Annotated in this window: 14 protein-coding genes and 3 pseudogenes; 7 read left to right on the forward strand and 10 right to left on the reverse strand. The window is 38.1% G+C overall.

What is annotated here, in order from left to right; all coding sequences use genetic code 11:
* Positions 1-7: 7 nt before the first annotated feature.
* Genes NST13_RS07360 through NST13_RS07375 form a run of 4 tightly spaced genes read left to right on the forward strand, consistent with a single transcriptional unit; the run spans position 8 to position 3861 of the window.
* Positions 8-940 (forward strand): ABC transporter permease, encoded by a 933-nt coding sequence (locus tag NST13_RS07360; protein WP_342581731.1) that lies wholly within the window; start codon positions 8-10, stop codon positions 938-940.
* Positions 940-1875, forward strand: a complete 936-nt coding sequence (locus tag NST13_RS07365) for an ABC transporter permease (RefSeq protein ID WP_342581732.1) — start codon at positions 940-942, stop codon at positions 1873-1875. Before NST13_RS07360 ends, NST13_RS07365 begins: the two co-directional genes overlap by 1 nt.
* Before the next feature lie 14 nt (positions 1876-1889).
* Positions 1890-2942: an ABC transporter ATP-binding protein gene (locus NST13_RS07370; protein WP_342468743.1), complete on the forward strand. Its 1053-nt coding sequence runs from the start codon at positions 1890-1892 to the stop codon at positions 2940-2942.
* On the forward strand, positions 2935-3861 hold the full coding sequence (locus NST13_RS07375) for an ATP-binding cassette domain-containing protein (protein ID WP_342581733.1): 927 nt from the start codon (positions 2935-2937) through the stop codon (positions 3859-3861). Before NST13_RS07370 ends, NST13_RS07375 begins: the two co-directional genes overlap by 8 nt.
* A gap of 239 nt (positions 3862-4100) precedes the next feature.
* On the opposite strand, the gene NST13_RS07380 is transcribed toward NST13_RS07375, so the two are convergent.
* Both NST13_RS07380 and NST13_RS07385 read right to left on the reverse strand, forming a co-directional pair.
* On the reverse strand, positions 4101-5267 hold the full coding sequence (locus NST13_RS07380; protein ID WP_342581734.1) for an ISL3 family transposase: 1167 nt from the start codon (positions 5265-5267) through the stop codon (positions 4101-4103).
* Positions 5194-5670, reverse strand: coding sequence for a transposase family protein (locus NST13_RS07385; RefSeq protein WP_340714495.1), 477 nt, complete (start codon positions 5668-5670; stop codon positions 5194-5196). The genes NST13_RS07380 and NST13_RS07385 overlap by 74 nt, the downstream gene beginning before the upstream one ends.
* Before the next feature lie 197 nt (positions 5671-5867).
* On the opposite strand from NST13_RS07385, the pseudogene istA (NST13_RS07390) reads away from it, so the two are divergent.
* Positions 5868-6707 (forward strand): annotated as a pseudogene (istA, locus tag NST13_RS07390) (IS21 family transposase); the annotation flags it as partial.
* Between the two features lie 55 nt (positions 6708-6762).
* On the opposite strand, the gene istB (NST13_RS07395) reads toward istA (NST13_RS07390), so the two are convergent.
* From istB (NST13_RS07395) to NST13_RS07410, 4 genes and pseudogenes are all read right to left on the reverse strand, one after another.
* A complete protein-coding gene (istB, locus tag NST13_RS07395) occupies positions 6763-7512 on the reverse strand; it encodes an IS21-like element helper ATPase IstB (protein WP_208651315.1) in 750 nt (249 codons plus the stop codon).
* Positions 7505-9034 (reverse strand): IS21 family transposase, encoded by a 1530-nt coding sequence (gene istA / locus NST13_RS07400; RefSeq protein WP_342581824.1) that lies wholly within the window; start codon positions 9032-9034, stop codon positions 7505-7507. The genes istB (NST13_RS07395) and istA (NST13_RS07400) overlap by 8 nt, the downstream gene beginning before the upstream one ends.
* 283 nt (positions 9035-9317) lie before the next feature.
* Positions 9318-9554 (reverse strand): hypothetical protein, encoded by a 237-nt coding sequence (locus tag NST13_RS07405; RefSeq protein WP_342581735.1) that lies wholly within the window; start codon positions 9552-9554, stop codon positions 9318-9320.
* Positions 9541-11135 (reverse strand): annotated as a pseudogene (locus NST13_RS07410) (IS1182 family transposase); the annotation flags it as partial. The pseudogene NST13_RS07410 and the gene NST13_RS07405, both read right to left, overlap by 14 nt.
* A 92-nt stretch (positions 11136-11227) precedes the next feature.
* On the opposite strand from NST13_RS07410, the gene istA (NST13_RS07415) reads away from it, so the two are divergent.
* Complete coding sequence (istA, locus tag NST13_RS07415) at positions 11228-12511, forward strand: IS21 family transposase (protein ID WP_342581736.1); 1284 nt, start codon at positions 11228-11230, stop codon at positions 12509-12511.
* Complete coding sequence (istB, locus tag NST13_RS07420) at positions 12511-13269, forward strand: IS21-like element helper ATPase IstB (RefSeq protein WP_342470906.1); 759 nt, start codon at positions 12511-12513, stop codon at positions 13267-13269. The genes istA (NST13_RS07415) and istB (NST13_RS07420) overlap by 1 nt, the downstream gene beginning before the upstream one ends.
* 53 nt (positions 13270-13322) lie before the next feature.
* On the opposite strand, the pseudogene NST13_RS07425 reads toward istB (NST13_RS07420), so the two are convergent.
* The 4 genes and pseudogenes from NST13_RS07425 to NST13_RS07440 all read right to left on the reverse strand — a co-directional run.
* Positions 13323-13517, reverse strand: a pseudogene (locus NST13_RS07425) (transposase); the annotation flags it as partial.
* 70 nt (positions 13518-13587) lie between these two features.
* Positions 13588-14307 (reverse strand): IS21-like element helper ATPase IstB, encoded by a 720-nt coding sequence (gene istB / locus NST13_RS07430; protein ID WP_013399917.1) that lies wholly within the window; start codon positions 14305-14307, stop codon positions 13588-13590.
* The gene (gene istA, locus NST13_RS07435) at positions 14295-15812 is read right to left on the reverse strand and encodes an IS21 family transposase (RefSeq protein WP_013401401.1); all 1518 of its coding nucleotides are present in this window, start codon (positions 15810-15812) and stop codon (positions 14295-14297) included. Before istA (NST13_RS07435) ends, istB (NST13_RS07430) begins: the two co-directional genes overlap by 13 nt.
* Positions 15813-17078: 1266 nt before the next feature.
* Positions 17079-18214, reverse strand: a protein-coding gene (locus tag NST13_RS07440) for an IS3 family transposase (RefSeq protein ID WP_342581737.1) whose coding sequence is annotated in 2 segments (ribosomal slippage) — positions 17079-17992 and positions 17992-18214 — 1137 coding nt in all. Because the reading frame shifts where the segments join, the coding sequence is not laid out codon by codon here.
* Positions 18215-18217: the final 3 nt, after the last annotated feature.

Genomic DNA, 18217 nt, shown 5'->3' on the forward strand with positions numbered 1-18217 from the left:
GAACACTTTGCTGAAGTACATTATCAAAAGAATCATTCATATTTTGATTGCGTTATTTATCATCATCACCGCAACCTTTTTCTTGATGAAGGCGGCACCTGGTAATCCTTTTGCAAGTGAAAGGAATTTTCCGCCTGAAATCGAAGCCAATTTAAAAGCGAAATATGGACTCGATAATCCTTGGTATATCCAATATAAGGATTATTTGGTCAATACCCTTACATTTGATTTTGGAGAGTCCATGAAATATAAAAACCGCTCCACAAACGATATCATTGCGGACGGATTCCCTGTATCGTTATCCCTTGGACTTGAAGCCATGTTTTTAGCGGTTGGAATAGGCGTTTTGCTTGGTATCATTGCAGCCCTTTACCACAACAAATTTATTGATTATTTTGCAACGACCATCGCGGTTTTGGGCATTTCAATCCCCTCATTCGTTATGGCCGGATTAATGCAATACTTCATCTCTTTAAAATTGGGCCTATTCCCTGTTGCCGGGTGGAACGGCTTTAAATATTCAGTTCTGCCAGCGTTGGCGATCGCTTTGACACATGCGGGGTATATCGCAAAATTGGTCCGTTCCAGCATGTTGGAAGAAAACAATAGCGAATATGTGAAGTTGGCCCGTGCCAAAGGGCTTGGCAAATGGACAATCACCTTTAAGCATACATTGCGCAATGCGTTAATGCCTGTTATTACCTATTTAGGGCCTTTGACAGCCGGTGTTGTAACAGGAAGCTTTGTCATTGAACAAATTTTTGCCATTCCTGGTTTGGGCAGACATTTCGTTCAAAGCATCACAAACCGTGATTATACCGTAATCATGGGAACAACTGTATTCTATGCAATTATTTTAATGTTCGCCGTGTTATTAGTGGACATCTTATACACTTTCATTGACCCGCGCATTAAGTTGAAAGGAGGAGCAAAGAAATAATGACAAAACAGCATGAAACGACCAACAATTTAACTCCGGAAATGTTTACAGTAGTCGGACCGCGGTTGGAAGAAAGCGATAAAATGACAAAGAAGTCTGTATCTTTCTGGAAAGAGGTATTCCTCCGCTTTAAACAAAACAAATTGGCGGTTTCAGGGGTCATCATTCTATTCATCATCGCATTGTTTGCGGCATTGGTCCCTGAACTTTCTCAATACAGTTATCGCGATCAATTAGGCATTTATAATCAGGCGCCTTCAAAAGACCATTGGTTTGGCACCGATGATTTAGGGCGGGATGTTTTTGTCCGTGTATGGTATGGAGCCCGCATTTCATTATTCATCGGGATTACGGCTGCCATCATCGATTTAATCATCGGTGTTTTATGGGGAAGCATTTCAGGCCTGATTGGCGGACGTGTGGATGATATTATGATGCGTTTTGTGGATATTTTATCCGCCATTCCTTACCTTTTGGTTGTCATCATTTTACTTGTTGTGATGGAACAAGGTCTCCTTCCGATGATTATCGCCTTATCGATTACAGGTTGGGTCAATATGGCGCGAATTGTCCGCGGTGAAGTGTTGTCCATAAAAAACCGCGAATTCGTTCTGGCTTCAAGAACCCTTGGCGCAAGCACCAGCCATTTAATCAAGCGCCACATCATACCGAACGCGTTAGGTGCGATTCTTGTAACAATGACATTGACAATTCCGACAGCCATCTTCACTGAATCCTTTTTAAGCTTTTTAGGTTTGGGCGTAACACAACCGGTGGCGAGCTGGGGAACAATGGCATCTGAAGGGATGGGCGGTTTAAGGGTGGCCCCTTGGCGTTTATTCTTCCCTGCCTTCTTCATTTCCTTGACCATTTTTGCTTTCAATGCCATTGGTGATGGTTTGCGCGATGCACTTGATCCGAAATTACGCAAGTAGAAAGGGGTGGAAAAATGAAAAAACCATTGTTGGAAGTAAAGAATTTAAAAATAAACTTCAAAACATACGCAGGACTTGTACAAGCAGTAAGGGGCGTTGATTTTACATTATACGAAGGCGAAACATTGGCGATTGTGGGCGAATCCGGTTCGGGAAAAAGTGTGACCAGTAACGCCATTATGAAATTGATTCCGCAGCCGCCGGGAATATATGCGGATGGTCATATCTTATTCGAAGGAAAAGATTTGATCCCTCTTTCAGATAAAGAAATGTCCAAAATCCGCGGAAATGAGATCGCGATGATTTTCCAGGACCCAATGACCGCTTTAAACCCTACAATCCGTGTTGGAAAACAAATAATGGAAGTGATATTAAAACATAAAAAGGTTTCAAAACATGAGGCGCAAGAAAGAGCGATTGAGCTCCTTCGCCAAGTCGGTATTCCAATGCCGGAAAAACGCTTCAACCAATTTCCCCATGAATTCAGTGGCGGAATGCGCCAGCGCGTCGTCATCGCCATTGCGCTTGCGGCTGATCCGAAACTATTGATTGCCGATGAACCGACAACAGCCCTTGACGTGACCATCCAGGCGCAAATATTGGAATTGTTGAAGGAACTTCAAAAGAAACGGAAAACATCCATTATTTTTATCACCCATGATTTGGGGGTTGTTGCAAATGTCGCCGATCGTGTGGCGGTCATGTACGCAGGGCAAATTGTGGAATACGGAACGGTCAACGATATTTTCTACAACCCCAAACATCCGTACACATGGGGACTGCTTGGCTCAATGCCTGATTTAAATAACAAAAGTGATGAAAAATTATATGCGATTCCAGGTTCTCCGCCGGATTTGACAAATCCGCCGATAGGAGATGCCTTTGCACCCCGGAACAAATATGCATTGGCCATCGATTTTGAAAAAGAACCGCCAATGTTTAAAGTATCCGATACACATTATGCAAAAACATGGTTATTGCATGAATATGCTCCGAAAATCGATGTTCCTGAACCAATCGTGAGAAGAATGGAAAGATATAAGAAGGAGGCTGAATTAGGTGAATAGCAATCATAAATTATTGGAAGTAAAAAATTTGTCTCAATATTTCGGCTCTCCTTCCAATCCTATCAAAGCGGTGGACGGAATCAGTTTTCATATTTTTGAAGGGGAAACGTTGGGCCTTGTGGGTGAATCCGGTTCCGGCAAATCGACGACAGGCCGTTCCATTATCGGTCTTTATGACATAACGGGCGGCGAAGTGATTTTCAAAGGAAAAAATATTCATCAAGTCAAATCAAAAAAAGAGCAGAAGCAATTAAAACGGGAAATGCAAATGATTTTCCAAGATCCATATGCATCATTGAACCCGCGGATGACAGCTGGTGAAATCATCAGTGAAGGATTTGATATCCACGGCCTGTATAGAAATAAGAGCGAACGCCAAGCAAAAATCATCTCGTTGTTGGAAGCGGTCGGTTTAAATCGTGAACATATGACACGGTATCCCCATGAATTTTCCGGCGGCCAAAGACAACGGATCGGGATTGCCAGAGCGTTAAGTTTGGATCCAAGCTTCATTATCGCCGATGAGCCGATTTCCGCATTGGACGTTTCCATTCAGGCGCAAGTGGTCAATCTCTTAAAAGAGCTTCAGGAAGAACGGAATTTAACATACTTATTCATTGCCCATGATTTATCAATGGTCAAATATATCAGCGACCGGATTGCGGTGATGTATCGCGGAAAAATTGTGGAGTTGGGAGATGCGGACGAAATTTATCATCATCCGATCCATCCGTATACAAAATCATTATTATCCGCCGTTCCCCTTCCAGATCCGATTTTGGAGAGAAAGCGGAAACGAATTCCTTATGTACACGAAGAAACGCCGGATACGGCAAAAATGCATGAACCATTGCCAAATCACTTCGTCTACGGTACGGACGAACAAGTGAATAAATGGGTACACCAGGCGCAACTGTAAAGATGCCCGGTTTGTGTAGAAGAAGTGGTGAAAATTGATAAAATATATTTTTAGGCTCAAGGGGATGTCCATTCCCCTTGGGCTTTTTTTGATGGCAGTGCAGCACGAAAACGGTAAATTCCTTGAAATAAGTGTAGTTGCAGCTGTTTATGGCAAACTAAAAATGGCTCTTACGTTCTTTTGGTGAAACCATATATGTACAATCCTTCATCTCTTTATTAATTTTTTAAAAAAACATTTTATAAATGATATAACACTCGTTTTTCAAGTAAATCCAGCTTTGCCCGGCCATACATGATTCGTTTCATCAGCTTCAATCGGTGAACATGGCCTTCCACAACTCCGTTACTGTAGGAAGTACTAAATGCCAGCTTAATCGACTGTAAATCCCTACGGAGTCGAAGTGCACAATCATATAAATGATTGTTTGGAGAAGACAATTGTTTTTCCAACCATTTGAAAAATGCCGGATAGTTCCGTTCATCAAATGCTTCTCTAAATGTTTGAACCATTTGGTGGAAAGAATGAAGGGATGGGTACATCTTAAAGGATTGTTCAAGAAGTTGCAGTTCCTTTTCTAAAAGTCTAGATTTTCGTTTCCAAACATATGAAATCATTTGCCGTCTGGAAATTCGAACGGAAGATTCCTTAATCCCCTGCCGTTTTCTTTCTTTTCGTATGCTTTCGACTGCAACGCGGACACCTGAAAGTGTCCCCGTATATCCATATTTACGAAGTTGCGCATCAATTTCACGGATGGTCTTGCCCTCTTGTTCGAGTTGCTGAATGTATTGCTCAAAACCATCGGTTTGCCGTTTTCGCTTTCTTTTTACTTGAACCGGCATCTCGGTTATGTTGAGATATTTTGAAATGGTTCGGGGATCCATATGAAATTCTCTGGCCAACTCCGCTTTTTTCTTTCCTTTTTTGTATTCCTGTTGAATGCTTTTGATCATCATCCATTTCTTTTCGGCTCTTTCTTTTTGTCTCCTTTGCAGTTTGGTTTCATGCGGAAAGGTTTGTTGGTCCGTTTCTTCTTTTTCCAACGTGATGACGGAAGGAAGAATCGAGGTGAGGCAAGCATCGATCTGCTTCTTTACCGCCCGGACAAAATGCCATCGGTCATATACTTGCAAAATACTTTGCGAAGCGTTCTGAATCCCTTTCCGAAAAGCCTGATAGCCATCACGACTGACAACTTGGATGTTTTGATGATTTTTTAGCCATTTTGATATGGTTTCCGGATAACGTTCCGGAAGTAATGCAACAGGCTTGTGCGTGCTCAGATCACAAATGATCGTGCCATAGCTGTGTCCTTTCCGAAAAGCAAAGTCATCGATTCCGATAAAAGGGGGACACCTCTTGATGAATCTCCGTTTTCCGAATAAGGGAGAGCAATACGTCATGGCTGACAGGGAGGGACAGGGCTTTCGCTACTTTTTCGCCATTGAGGCAGCTGGTGGAAAACGCGATTTTACGTAATACTTCTTCGGACCGTAAAGTTCGGCGTCCATTTTTGGAAATCCAATCATACCGTTCAGTAAAAATTTTTTGGGTGCAATTGGGTTGGTCGCAAAACCATTTTCTTGTGATAAGCAGGATGGAAACAGCTTTTCCGGCAATCGGCAAATCTTGAATCATGCGTGTATATCGGCTGTGTGGACGTGTGGAAGGCACTTGGCAATGAGGACAAGGGCAGGATTCATGAGTGCTTCGAACAATAAAGGTAATGGAGGATGGTTCTTCTTGAATATCCAGAACTTCTAGGAAAGGATCCGGTGAAGACCAATGGATTTGACGATTCATCATTCATCACACCTTTTCTTTTATTATACTATAAAAGTAAAATTATAGGCCTTCACCAAAATTGCGTAAGATCCCTAAAAATGTAACTTTTGGCAATTAATTTATGTAGATCCAAAAAATAAAAAAACCACTTGCCAACATTCCGACAATACACTACCCTCCTAGTTGGGCAAACAGTTCAACGGGAGGTATTGAAGGGGATGTTAGCAGTGGCTGAAATTCATTATATCAGATATGAAGCAAACCAAAAAGGATGTTCCTATTCCGATATTGCCAAAAGAATGAATCGTGATCCAAGAACAGTGAAGAAGTATGCGGAAATGGAAGACTTCAATCCCTCAAAAGTTAAACAAACGAGAAAAGCGAAAGTGATGGATCCAGTGAAACCGATATTGGATCAATGGATTAAAGAGGACTTGACAAAGAAGAAAAAATATCGAAGAACTGCGAAACGAATGTATGAAATCTTAAAAGAAGAATATGGATTTACAGGTTCAGATCGTTCTGTTCGGCTCTATGTATCAAAAAGAAAACAAGAACTGCTCGAACAAAGTGAACCAGCTGCGTTACCTTTAGAATCGAAACCTGCAACGGCTCAAGTTGATTTTGGAGAAGCTCCTTTTCTCTATCAGGGGAAATACGTCGATTTTCCTTACCTGGTCGTTTCATTCCCTTACAGTAATGCGGCCTATGTGCAAGTCATGCCAGCTCAAAATCAAGAATGTTTCTTGGAAGGATTAAAACGAATCTTTCACTATATGGGAAGGGTTCCAAGGGTCATTCGTTTTGATAATCTCTCCCCTGCAGTAAAAACGATCTTGCCAAACGGAGAAAGAGAATTGACAGAGACATTTCAACGATTCGTTTTACATTATGGCTTTGAATGCGAGTTCTGCAACCCAGCCAGCGGAAATGAAAAAGGGAATGTCGAATCAAAGGTGAAATATATTCGAAACAATTTCTTTTTACCTGAACAAACAATCTATCAACTAGAAAGTTTTAATGAATCTTTATGGGAGAAATGTGAGAAGGACTGGAATGTAAACGTCAACCCCAAATGAACAATTTTTGCTCATTTCGGATGAACACTTTTTGCTAAGAAAAAATTGTTTCTTGATGTTTTAATCGGTAACTTTCGTTGTTCATATGAATCACTTCAACTCGATGTAACAGACGGTCAAGTATTGCAGTCATCATCCCTGGATTATCTACGAGTTCTATCCATTGTTCTGGGCTTCGATTGGATGTTAAAATTAACGAACTTCGTTCATATAATTGATGAATAAGCTGGAAGAACAATGTGCCTTCTCGTTGATCCATTGCCATATACATGACATCATCAATTATCACAAGATCTGATGCACGCAGTCTCTTTAACTTAGTTTTTGACTTATTGACATATTCTTCTGTTTTTAATAGCTGAATTAATTCCCCCATGGTCACAAAATACACTTGAAAGCCTTTTTGAATCGCTTCAATTCCAAGGCCAACGGATAATAAAGTTTTTCCCGCTCCAGGTGGTCCAAGTAATATTAAGTTGTATGCTTGTTCTAACCATTGAAATTCACGTAATTGCCTTAATTGCCGCTCTGTAATGGCTGTTTGCTCATCTATATTAAACATACTTAAAGGTTTATAGAACGGGAAACGAGCCCAATTCATTCGTCTTTCAATACTTTTCTCCTCACGTCTTTTTAGTTCATACGTAGTTATCTGTTCTAAGAACTCTAAATATGTCCAAGATGATTGCTCTGCTTTCCGAAGGAGCTCTGGGAGCTCCTCCGCTGTTTCGGATAATCTCAATTGTTTAAAGGCTTGTTGAATTTCTGGAACACTTTTATTCATTTGTTTTTCCTCCCATTCTTTGAATGTATGTATTGAAATCCCTTGTTTCTACAGCTATCGAAGAAACAAGTTTAGTAGAATTGACCTGTATTTCAAGAATGGGATTAGATTCTTGTAGCTTTAAGTAATTTACGACATCTTGAAAAGCATTTGCACTATACAGTTTTTCACGGATACATTTCTCTAACGCCATTGGAATCCAATGAGGATCATTTTCGGCAACCCTTTGTAAAATGAGTAATTGATCACGGCGATAGCGCTTATATCTCTGGCAGATTTCATCAATATATTGTCTCGATGCTTCTCCAGTAGGAAATAAATGAAGCACTCTTTGTTTAAGCATATCAAGCGATTCTGTATGATCTCGTGCATGATTCGTATTTTTAATTAGCTTTCCTTTTTCTAAACTTATCGTGTGCTTGGCAAGTATTTCACCAGTTGTAGGTTCTATGATGATTAATTTTTCATTATTGATTTGCAGATTCACTGTAGGGCATTTCGTATATGTGCCGATAGGTACTGAATAGCGATTCGATTTGTAACGAATCGTGTTGTCCTTATTCACATTCCTTGTTATAATTTCAATAGGGTTGCTTTCTGTTAAAGAAAGCGGTGAGGAGATCTTTCGTAAGTGTTTCTTTTCCAGTTGATACACTTCGTAAGGTCTCTTTTTTATTGTTTGATGCACTTTATAGTTCCCAGTACGTTCTAGCCAATTCCAGGCTTTTTCATTCCAATCTCCGATTGTTGAGAAGATACGATGTGCTGCGAAATTATACTTGATATATTTCACAACGTTCTCAATTTTTCCTTTCGATTGGGGATCTGCTTTTCGACATAGGTAAATCTGAAATTTACGTTCGTTCACATATGCCTGAAATTTCTTTGTTAAGATAAGATCTCCAGCATTTTCGCTTACCGCAATAAGATTGTCTTGATCATAAACAATTTCTTCAGTCATTCCCCCAAAATATCTAAAGGCATTTTCGTGACAACGAATGGTGTCTTTGGTTGTAAAGGGGCGGTCTTGCCATTCCATATACTTTTGTCGAGAGTGAGATAATACAAAGGCAATAAAATAAAGTTTGATGTCCTTATTATCTATTGTTTTCTGAATGGTTTGTCCCCAGTCTACTTGCATTTGTTTTCCTGGTGGTAATTCATCAACAGCTTCATGTTCTCGGGGTTCATCCGTTTTTTCAATTTGATAAATTTCTCTCATCTCTTTGACATACCGACGAACTGTACTTTCTCCAACTTGTAAGTCAGGAAACTTTTCTTGAAGCCAGTCCAAAATTTGTGCTCCACTCATGCTTGGATTTTCTTGTAACCATGTCACAATCCAATCCCGATAGGGATCTAACTTTTTCTTTCGCTCAATCGTGCCAAACTCCTCCACCGCTTCTTCAAATGTCATATTTAAATACTTATAAACTGTATTACGTGAGATTTTCAATTTCCTTGCGATTTGTGAAATTCGCAATCTTTTAGTACGTAATTGATGGATTTCAATATATAACACAAGCTTCTCCTCCACTAGTACAACCTCCAATAAACTTAATAAACTAGTTTATTAGAAGTGTATTTGATAGTGAAAAAGTGTTCAATCCAAATGAGCGGAATCTGTTGATTTTATTTTATCGTTTACATGGAATCGTCCGCATTATGAGAAGGAGCGACTCATCGCTGAATTATTTGAAGAAGAACAAGCGTTATTTCTTCAATTGCCAGCAAAAGAATTTGAATGTGTCCGATATGAGCAGGTCACGGCTGATAAGTATGGTTTCATCCATTTAGAAAACAATTTATATTCCACGTGTCGGCAAACCTGGATCTATAGCAGAAGGAGTTACAATTGAATCAATTGTTCGTTGTTTTGAAATTTCGTTTGAAATTAATTTCTTATCATTTTCATATATAACACTTGCAGTTTCTTCACTAGAAAGAAGAGTTACATTATATTCCTCGTCTACACTAGCAACCCCTAATTCTATTAAAAAATTAGCACTATTAATCTTTTCTAAAAACTCAGAGTACAACATCTAAACTAGTCTCATCGCCTAGATAAATTATTTGACCATTACTCTTTAGATCAACTAATCCTAACTCCACGGCCTTCTTAAAAGCCTCATCATTTTCAATTAAACTTTCTTTGCTAGATGAATCATAAGTATTAGCAGAAGCTTCACTTGAAATTCCGAATACTGTGAATCCAACTAGAGGCTGGGACAAAACTAGCTTCTAGATAGGAAAAAGGAGAATTTGAGCCAACTCAAATTCTCCTTTTTCCATTTATCCCCATTATTTTTGGTTAGTTGATCTTTGTTGGCCGTGTATTTTCGTAAATTCACGGCCATTAAGGCAATGCCCATTTCATTTTCCACTTTCGATTTTCCTCGAACGGAAAATCGAGTGAAACGCAAATTAGCCTTCAAGAATCCAAAAACTGGTTCTACGTCTATTTTACGTTGACGGAAAATAGAACCAGCTTTTTCTTCTGAAAGCTTCGCTCTTACATATTCTTTTTGTTGTTCCCATTTTTCATTCACCATGACCTTTCGGTGATTGCCTTCCTTTGCTTTTGTGCATGATGAACGAAATGGACATCCTGAACAGTTTTCACATTCATAGATTTTCAATTCTCGTTTGAAACCAGTCTTATCTGTACGTACAGAACGATAACGGAAGGTTACTCGCTGCTGATTTGGACAAATGTAGGTATCACTTTCTTCGTCGTACATCCAATTGTCTGGATGAAATGGATTTTGTTTATATTTCTTCTTTTGTTCTTTCTCATACATGGTATATGGAATGAGTGCCTCACATTTTCGATTCGAAAGGATGTCTTCATAGTTTTGTTCACTACCATAACCAGCATCTGCGACAATATACTTTGGCAACGGAAAATAATCCTTTTCTATCTTATTCAAGAACGGAATTAATGTACGTGTATCAGTAGGATTTGGAAAGATGCTATAAGCTAGTGCGTATTGACCTTCTGTTGCGATTTGTACGTTGTATCCAGCCTTCAATTGACCGTTTTTCATATAGTCGTCTTTCATTCGCATGAACGTCGCATCTAAGTCTGTTTTGGAATAACTATTCCGTTCACCCAAGATTTCGAAGTCTTTTTGATACTTTTGTTTACGTAAAATCAAGTCAATCAACTGTTTGTACACTCGCTTCGGATATTTCCGTTCGCTTCTTAATGCTTTTCGTTCTGTGGCATCGGGCGATGATTCGATTTTTTGGTCATATTCCGTAATCACTTCATCGACTTGTTGCACCATTTGAGCGAGTTCTTCAACAGACAGTTCTCCCTCATTTTCCCGCTCCATTTCAGGGATGATTTCTTTTTCCAATAGTTCGTTGTATAACTGATTGGACTTTTCAATTAAGTTTTGGTTGTATTTTTCAATGGATTTCTTCCATACGAAAGTAAATTTATTGGCATTCGCTTCAATCTTCGTACCATCGATAAAAATAGCTTCTTGATCGATTAATTTTTCTTCCACCAGTTGGCAACGGAATTGGACAAAACATTGACGAATTAATTCTTTTACTTCCGGATGTACACGAAAACGATTGATCGTCCGATAACTTGGTTCATATCCTTGTGCCAACTAGAAATGATAATTTAAATTTGTACACAAATGCTTGAATAATAATGTACAAAATTGATTTTAGATTACATACTAATCTTGAGGTGATTAGTATGTACATATCGATAAATGTCGAAACTGATTTTAAGATTAAGAGTCTTGAAGACTTACCAAAATTAAAACAACTAATGGAGCATTTGAAGATGAAAATTAATAAAAGTCAATTAGCTAGAGATCTAGGTGTAGATCGAAGAACCATTGATAAATATTTAAATGGATTTATTCCTAAACGTACACGAAAGAAGCCCTCCAAAATTGATGAATACTATGAAATCATCGCTGCACTACTTTCGGAAGATGCTAAGCAAAAGTTTTATTATCGTCGTGTGCTATGGCAGTATTTAAAGGATAATCATGGACTGGATTGTGCAGCATCGACGTTCCGAGCGTATATTGCGAAAACGCCCGAATTTAATGCTTACTTTGAAGAGGATAAACGAATTCCTTCTCCTAAAGGCACAGCACGTTTTGAAACGCCTATAGGAAAACAAGCACAATTGGATTGGAAAGAGAGTATTCCTTTTGAAACAAAGGATGGTCAGAACGTTGAAATCAATGTTGCAGTACTGATTCTATCTCATTCACGTTTCAGAACCTTCCTAATGAGTATTTCTAAGTCACAAAGTGTCCTGTTTTTCTTCTTAACAGAAACATTCGAAGCTCTTGGAGGGGTGCCAGCTGAAATCATCACGGATAATATGAAAACCATTATGGATGAGGCAAGAACAGAACATTCCCCAGGAAGAGTAAATGCCAAGTTTGCACAATTCGCTAAGGATTTTGGTTTTGAGGTGAAGCCATGCATTGCTGGACGTCCAAGGACAAAAGGAAAAGTGGAAACCACAATGAAAATATTAGATGAAATTCATGCTTATCAAGGTCAGTTGACCTTGGAAGAATTACATCAATTTGTGCAAGATTTATCTCATCGAGTAAACCATGAGGTCCACCAAGGAACTGGAAAAATTCCTGCGATAGAATTCAAAAAAGAAAGGAATCACCTACTCCAGTTACCAACTGAGAAAGTAAGAGATTCCTATCGGATCAAACATACGCTTGTAAAAGTAAATGCATCCAACATGATTTCCTACAAATCAAACCAATACTCGGTACCAGCACAGTACCAAGGAAAGAAAGTAGGCTTACAAGTGTATGATAATCAATTATGGATTTATTATAACACGGAACTGATTGCGCAACACCCAATAAGTAATAAGAAATTAAATTATCAGGAAGCACATTATCAAGAAGCCTTGGGCGTTTCCATGCCGAATTATCCGGATATTGATGATTTAGCGAAACGGAATTTAGCAACGATTGGAGAAGTGTATAAATAATGAATCCTACAACAAACTATCAACAACTCATACAAAACTTAGATTATTTGAAGCTCAAGCAAATGTCCTTACATTTAAATGAAGTCTTAGACTTCAGCGTTAACCATCAATTGTCACTGGTAGATACGCTAGTGAAACTGACGAATTACGAAATTGATGTACGTGAACAAAATATGATTCAATCGATGGTGAAGGTTGCGGCTTTTCCGCATTTGAAAGAAATAAAGGATTTTGATTTTAGTTTTCAACCGTCAATAAATCAAAAACAAATTTTAGATTTTCTAACACTTCGATTTATTGAAGCAAATGAAAACATAGTTTTTCTAGGGCCAAGTGGCGTAGGAAAAACACATTTAGCCACTTCCATTGGGATTGAGGCAGCGAAGAAACGTACAAGCACTTATTTCATTAAGTGCCATGACTTAATTCAAAATCTGAAGAAAGCACGTTTAGAAAATCGGTTAGAGAGTAGATTAAAACACTATACAAAATATAAACTCTTAATTATCGATGAGATCGGTTATTTACCGATTGATGCCGAGGACGCAAAGCTTTTCTTCCAACTCATCGATATGCGTTATGAGAAGCGTAGTACGATTCTTACAACGAATGTGAATTTTAAAGCATGGGATGAAATCTTTCAAGAACCCAAGCTGGCCAATGCGATTTTAGACCGCATTTTACACCACGCAACCGTTGTCACTATCGTTGGAGATTCTTATCGATTAAAGAATCATTTAGAGAAAGAAAACGAGTGATTTTGTACATCCTTAAACAAGCAAAAGTGTACATATTTGTGTTGACATTTATATGCCAACCACATCATTCGTATACTATCCTTTAATAGCGCTTCAATTTTTCGACCTGAAAAGACAGACTGCGAATAGGCACACAAAATAATTTTTAGCATCATGCGTGGATGATAAGCAGGACAACCTGTATTTCGAAGAAACGGCTGGAAGGCTTCATCTGGAATACTTTCAACTAAATGGTGAATGTGGAAGGTGTTTTTGGCAAGTAGAAAATGTATGAAATGGCAATTAAAAATGCATACATACACTTGCCAAATTCCATGGTTAACGTTGAGAGATTGAGTCTTTGTATCGGTGACTTTCACCATTGAAGATGATTAAATGAGAATGATGAATCAGCCGATCAATGACGGCCTCTGTTAAAATGGGATCGCCAAAGACATTATTCCATTGGCTAAACGGTAAATTGGTTGTCACAATGATGCTTTTGGTTTCATAACACATGGAAATAACTTGAAATAATAACTCTGCCCCCTGTTTATGCAATGGAATATAGCCCAATTCATCAAGAATCAAGAGATCCAACTTTTCGATTTGATTGAGAAATTTACCAAGGTCACCTTTTTCATTGGCCTCCAATAAAGCATTGACAATGGAGGCGGCCGTATAGAACTTCACTCTTTTTCCTTGTTTTTTCATCAAATTGAGGGCGATGAGAGTGGAAAGGAATGTTTTACCGGTTCCCACTCCGCCATAGAAGATAAGGTTTTCCTGATTTTTCGTAAACTCACCTTCTAAAATATAATCTTTTGTGATGCCTGGGGCTAGTTGAATCTCCCGCCAATCATAAGGTTTATTTGGAATTTTCGGCAATGTCGCCTGTTTTAGTAGTAAATTTATCCTTCTCTCATCTCGATGCTGCACTTCTCGTTCAAACAGCTTCAGTAAAAATTCCTCATTTGTTTCCGCATGGATGGTATGGTAATTGGCTGGAATCCAGCTTAATTTTAGTCTTTTGGCATATTCCTTAATCATTTGTTCCATGATGCCACATCTCCTTGGGATTCGAATAGGCGGTCATAATGCCTTACTCCTCGGATGGCTTCCGGCATATCTGGAACGTGTTTTTTCGGTTGAATTGGCTCTCGTATACCTCTTCCATTGATTAATTGATAAAATACCTGTTTAATCGATTCTACTTTCGGATGACCATACTGGGAGGCAATCCTCAAAGCCTGTGTCGAAACTTCGAAATCATGTTCTTTTAGTAAAACAGCTAGTAGTTGTAATGCTTCCTTCTTTTCTTGAACGGTACAATTGGAAAAATAATTTTTCCATTCTTCCGGCATCTTTTCATAGAAATCCGTATATTTTAATGCATTTGGCCTTTTGGCCATTAACGTAAGATATGGTTGCCATTTCATTGATTTTTGTTTTGTGCCATATAAACGCTCGTGCTTGATAATCAGCTCATGCTCTTCTGTTAAAATGGCAATCTCATGATAAGAGATCTTTGCCAAAACCTTTTGTTTGGCAAAACGGGGAGACGTGGAATATAAATTGTTTTCTAAATGGATGAAACCGTACTTATCAGCCGTGACCTGCTCATATCGGACACATTCAAATTCTTTGGCTGGTAATTGAAGAAATAACGCTTGTTCTTCTTCAAATAATTCAGCGATGAGTCGCTCCTTCTCATAATGCGGACGATTCCAGTCCTTCTCACATTTCTCCCATAAAGATTCATTAAAACTTTCTAGTTGATAGATTGTTTGTTCAGGTAAAAAGAAATTGTTTCGAATATATTTCACCTTTGATTCGACATTCCCTTTTTCATTTCCGCTGGCTGGGTTGCAGAACTCGCATTCAAAGCCATAATGTAAAACGAATCGTTGAAATGTCTCTGTCAATTCTCTTTCTCCGTTTGGCAAGATCGTTTTTACTGCAGGGGAGAGATTATCAAAACGAATGACCCTTGGAACCCTTCCCATATAGTGAAAGATTCGTTTTAATCCTTCCAAGAAACATTCTTGATTTTGAGCTGGCATGACTTGCACATAGGCCGCATTACTGTAAGGGAATGAAACGACCAGGTAAGGAAAATCGACGTATTTCCCCTGATAGAGAAAAGGAGCTTCTCCAAAATCAACTTGAGCCGTTGCAGGTTTCGATTCTAAAGGTAACGCAGCTGGTTCACTTTGTTCGAGCAGTTCTTGTTTTCTTTTTGATACATAGAGCCGAACAGAACGATCTGAACCTGTAAATCCATATTCTTCTTTTAAGATTTCATACATTCGTTTCGCAGTTCTTCGATATTTTTTCTTCTTTGTCAAGTCCTCTTTAATCCATTGATCCAATATCGGTTTCACTGGATCCATCACTTTCGCTTTTCTCGTTTGTTTAACTTTTGAGGGATTGAAGTCTTCCATTTCCGCATACTTCTTCACTGTTCTTGGATCACGATTCATTCTTTTGGCAATATCGGAATAGGAACATCCTTTTTGGTTTGCTTCATATCTGATATAATGAATTTCAGCCACTGCTAACATCTCCTTGAATACCTCCCGTTGAACTGTTTTGTCCAACTAGGAGGGTAGTGTATTTGGGGAATGTTGGCAAGTGGTTTTTTGTTTTATAGGACCTGCATAAATTAATTGCCAAACGTTACATTTTTAGTTTGCCATAAACATGTGGAAGGCAATATCATTTTCTTGTAATTTTATTTCTAAATCTAGAGGCAAAACTAATTGATTCATGTTATAATATTTGAACATAAGGACCCTTCTTTCTGTTAGGTTTTGTGTGCTAACTTAATTTTAACAGAAGAGGTCCTTATTTTTTATTGAAAAAATGAAAAACAGCCCATGAAATTTCATTCCAAAATTTCATGGGCTGTTTCCATTTTAGAGGGGGTTTTGTCCCAGCCTCCTTCATTTCCTCAACTCCTTTATGTATTATATTATAATATATACCATAAAACGACATTATTGTAAATTATTACCTATCATAAGTGGATATGCGAACTACCGTTAATAAATAAAATGGATATAGTATTAAACTCGCTGTAAAAACTAATCCTATAATAGGGATTGGTCTATCCCCTTCGTTGTACATAGGAAATATATTTGTAAAAGAGGAAATAAATAAGAAAATAATCGGTAAACAAATAAATGGCCCCAAGTAATTCCACTTGTTTTGTTTTAAAAATTTTTTATTGAGCATATAGAATATAAAAGTGCTGGATATTATTAAAATTAAAATTAGCAATCCAATTAAAATGGATACTGTCCCTACCTCTAAATTAATAAATCTACTAATACGATAGATATTCAGCATAAGTTCTGCCTCTATCACATAAAAGAGGGCATAAATACTACTAACACATATCAATTTAAAAAAGTAATTCAAATAACCACCTCAAACTTTAAAAATTCCTATCATATGATTTATTCCTCAAAAGCTTATAGAACTTAGAATGGACAAGGATTTTTTAGTTTTTTAACGAATTCGTTCCTTCTTCTTATTTCGACAATTAATATAAGTATCCCTTTTAAAAATATAAATAGATTCGAAAGTCTCAACATAATAACAACCCTTTGTCCTAGGAGTTTTAAGCTCTTGGATCTACGTCAAGTTTTTGGACACAAAAAGATTAAGTTTTTTTGCACAACAACCATTCATGGATTGTTCCACATCCCAAGTAGATTGTCAAAGTGAAAAGAGCCTTTGACAATCTACTTGGGACGTGGAGAAATAAACCCATGGCTGTTGTGCCAAAAAAATGTGAAGGGGGGAAGTGTTCTGTACCCCATGTTTTACGCTGCTATTCGGCACATTTTTTCGTATTCATCCGGTGTCAAATAACCAATGCTTCCATGAATTCGTTTGCGATTATACCAACCTTCGATGAATTGAAATAACGCAATTCTCGCTGTCTCAAAGCTTTCGTATTTGGTTAGATACACTTCTTCTTTTTTCAATATGGCATGAAAAGATTCAATACAAGCGTTGTCATATGGACATCCTTTTCGACTAAATGACGGAACCATTTCATGTTTTTTTAGTAGTTTTTGAAAGGCTTCACTTGTATATTGTGTTCCTAAATCTGTATGCACGATAAGACCGGGATCGGGCTTTTGATCTTGAATCGCATTCTGAAGTGCTTCCAGCACAATTTCTGTTGTCATGGTACGAGAGAATTTATATCCGACCACTTTTTTTGTATGTAAATCAAGAACGGACGCTAGATAACACCAACCATCACGAAGCGTATGGACATATGTAATATCAGCTACCCATTTTTCGTTGATTGTTGTTGTAGTGAAATCTTGATTTAATACATTTTCTCGTTCTTCTACGGGCTTTTGTGTTGGTGTTGGGCGGAATTTTTTTACAATACATGATTGGATGCCTGCTTGTTTCATCAAACGTTGAACTCGATTGATACTGCCTGTATAGCCTTCTTTTTTAAGTATTTCAAAGATTTTAGGGGCCCCATAACGACCCTTACTTTCTTTATGGATTGCTCGAATTCGTTCAAGCAGTTGTTCGTTGGCGACATGATAGCTATTCGGCTTCTTGTGAAACGATTGATAATACGTACTTTTAGGCATCTTTAAAACACGACACATCATTTGGATTGGATGATGTTCGGTTTCTTTTGTAATCAAGTCAATCAGTTCTTGCTCATCTATTTTCTCGCGAATATGGTCATAGCCTTTTTTAAGATTTCGATCTCCTGTTTTAATCGAAGATTTTCCTTTTGAATGGCTTCTATATCAGCCAAAGTTAATTCCTGTTCACATTCAATTGGAGAGAGTTGCTTAATCCATTTATAAATCGTTACTTCTGAAACACCATATTCGCTAGAGTGTTGACTGACTGGAGTGCCTGAGCGATAAAGCTCAACTACTGTTTGTTTAAATTCTTGATTATACCGTTTTTGACTCATGAT

This window comes from Ureibacillus sp. FSL W7-1570, assembly GCF_038593265.1.
Taxonomy (GTDB): Bacteria; Bacillota; Bacilli; order Bacillales_A; family Planococcaceae; genus Ureibacillus; species Ureibacillus suwonensis.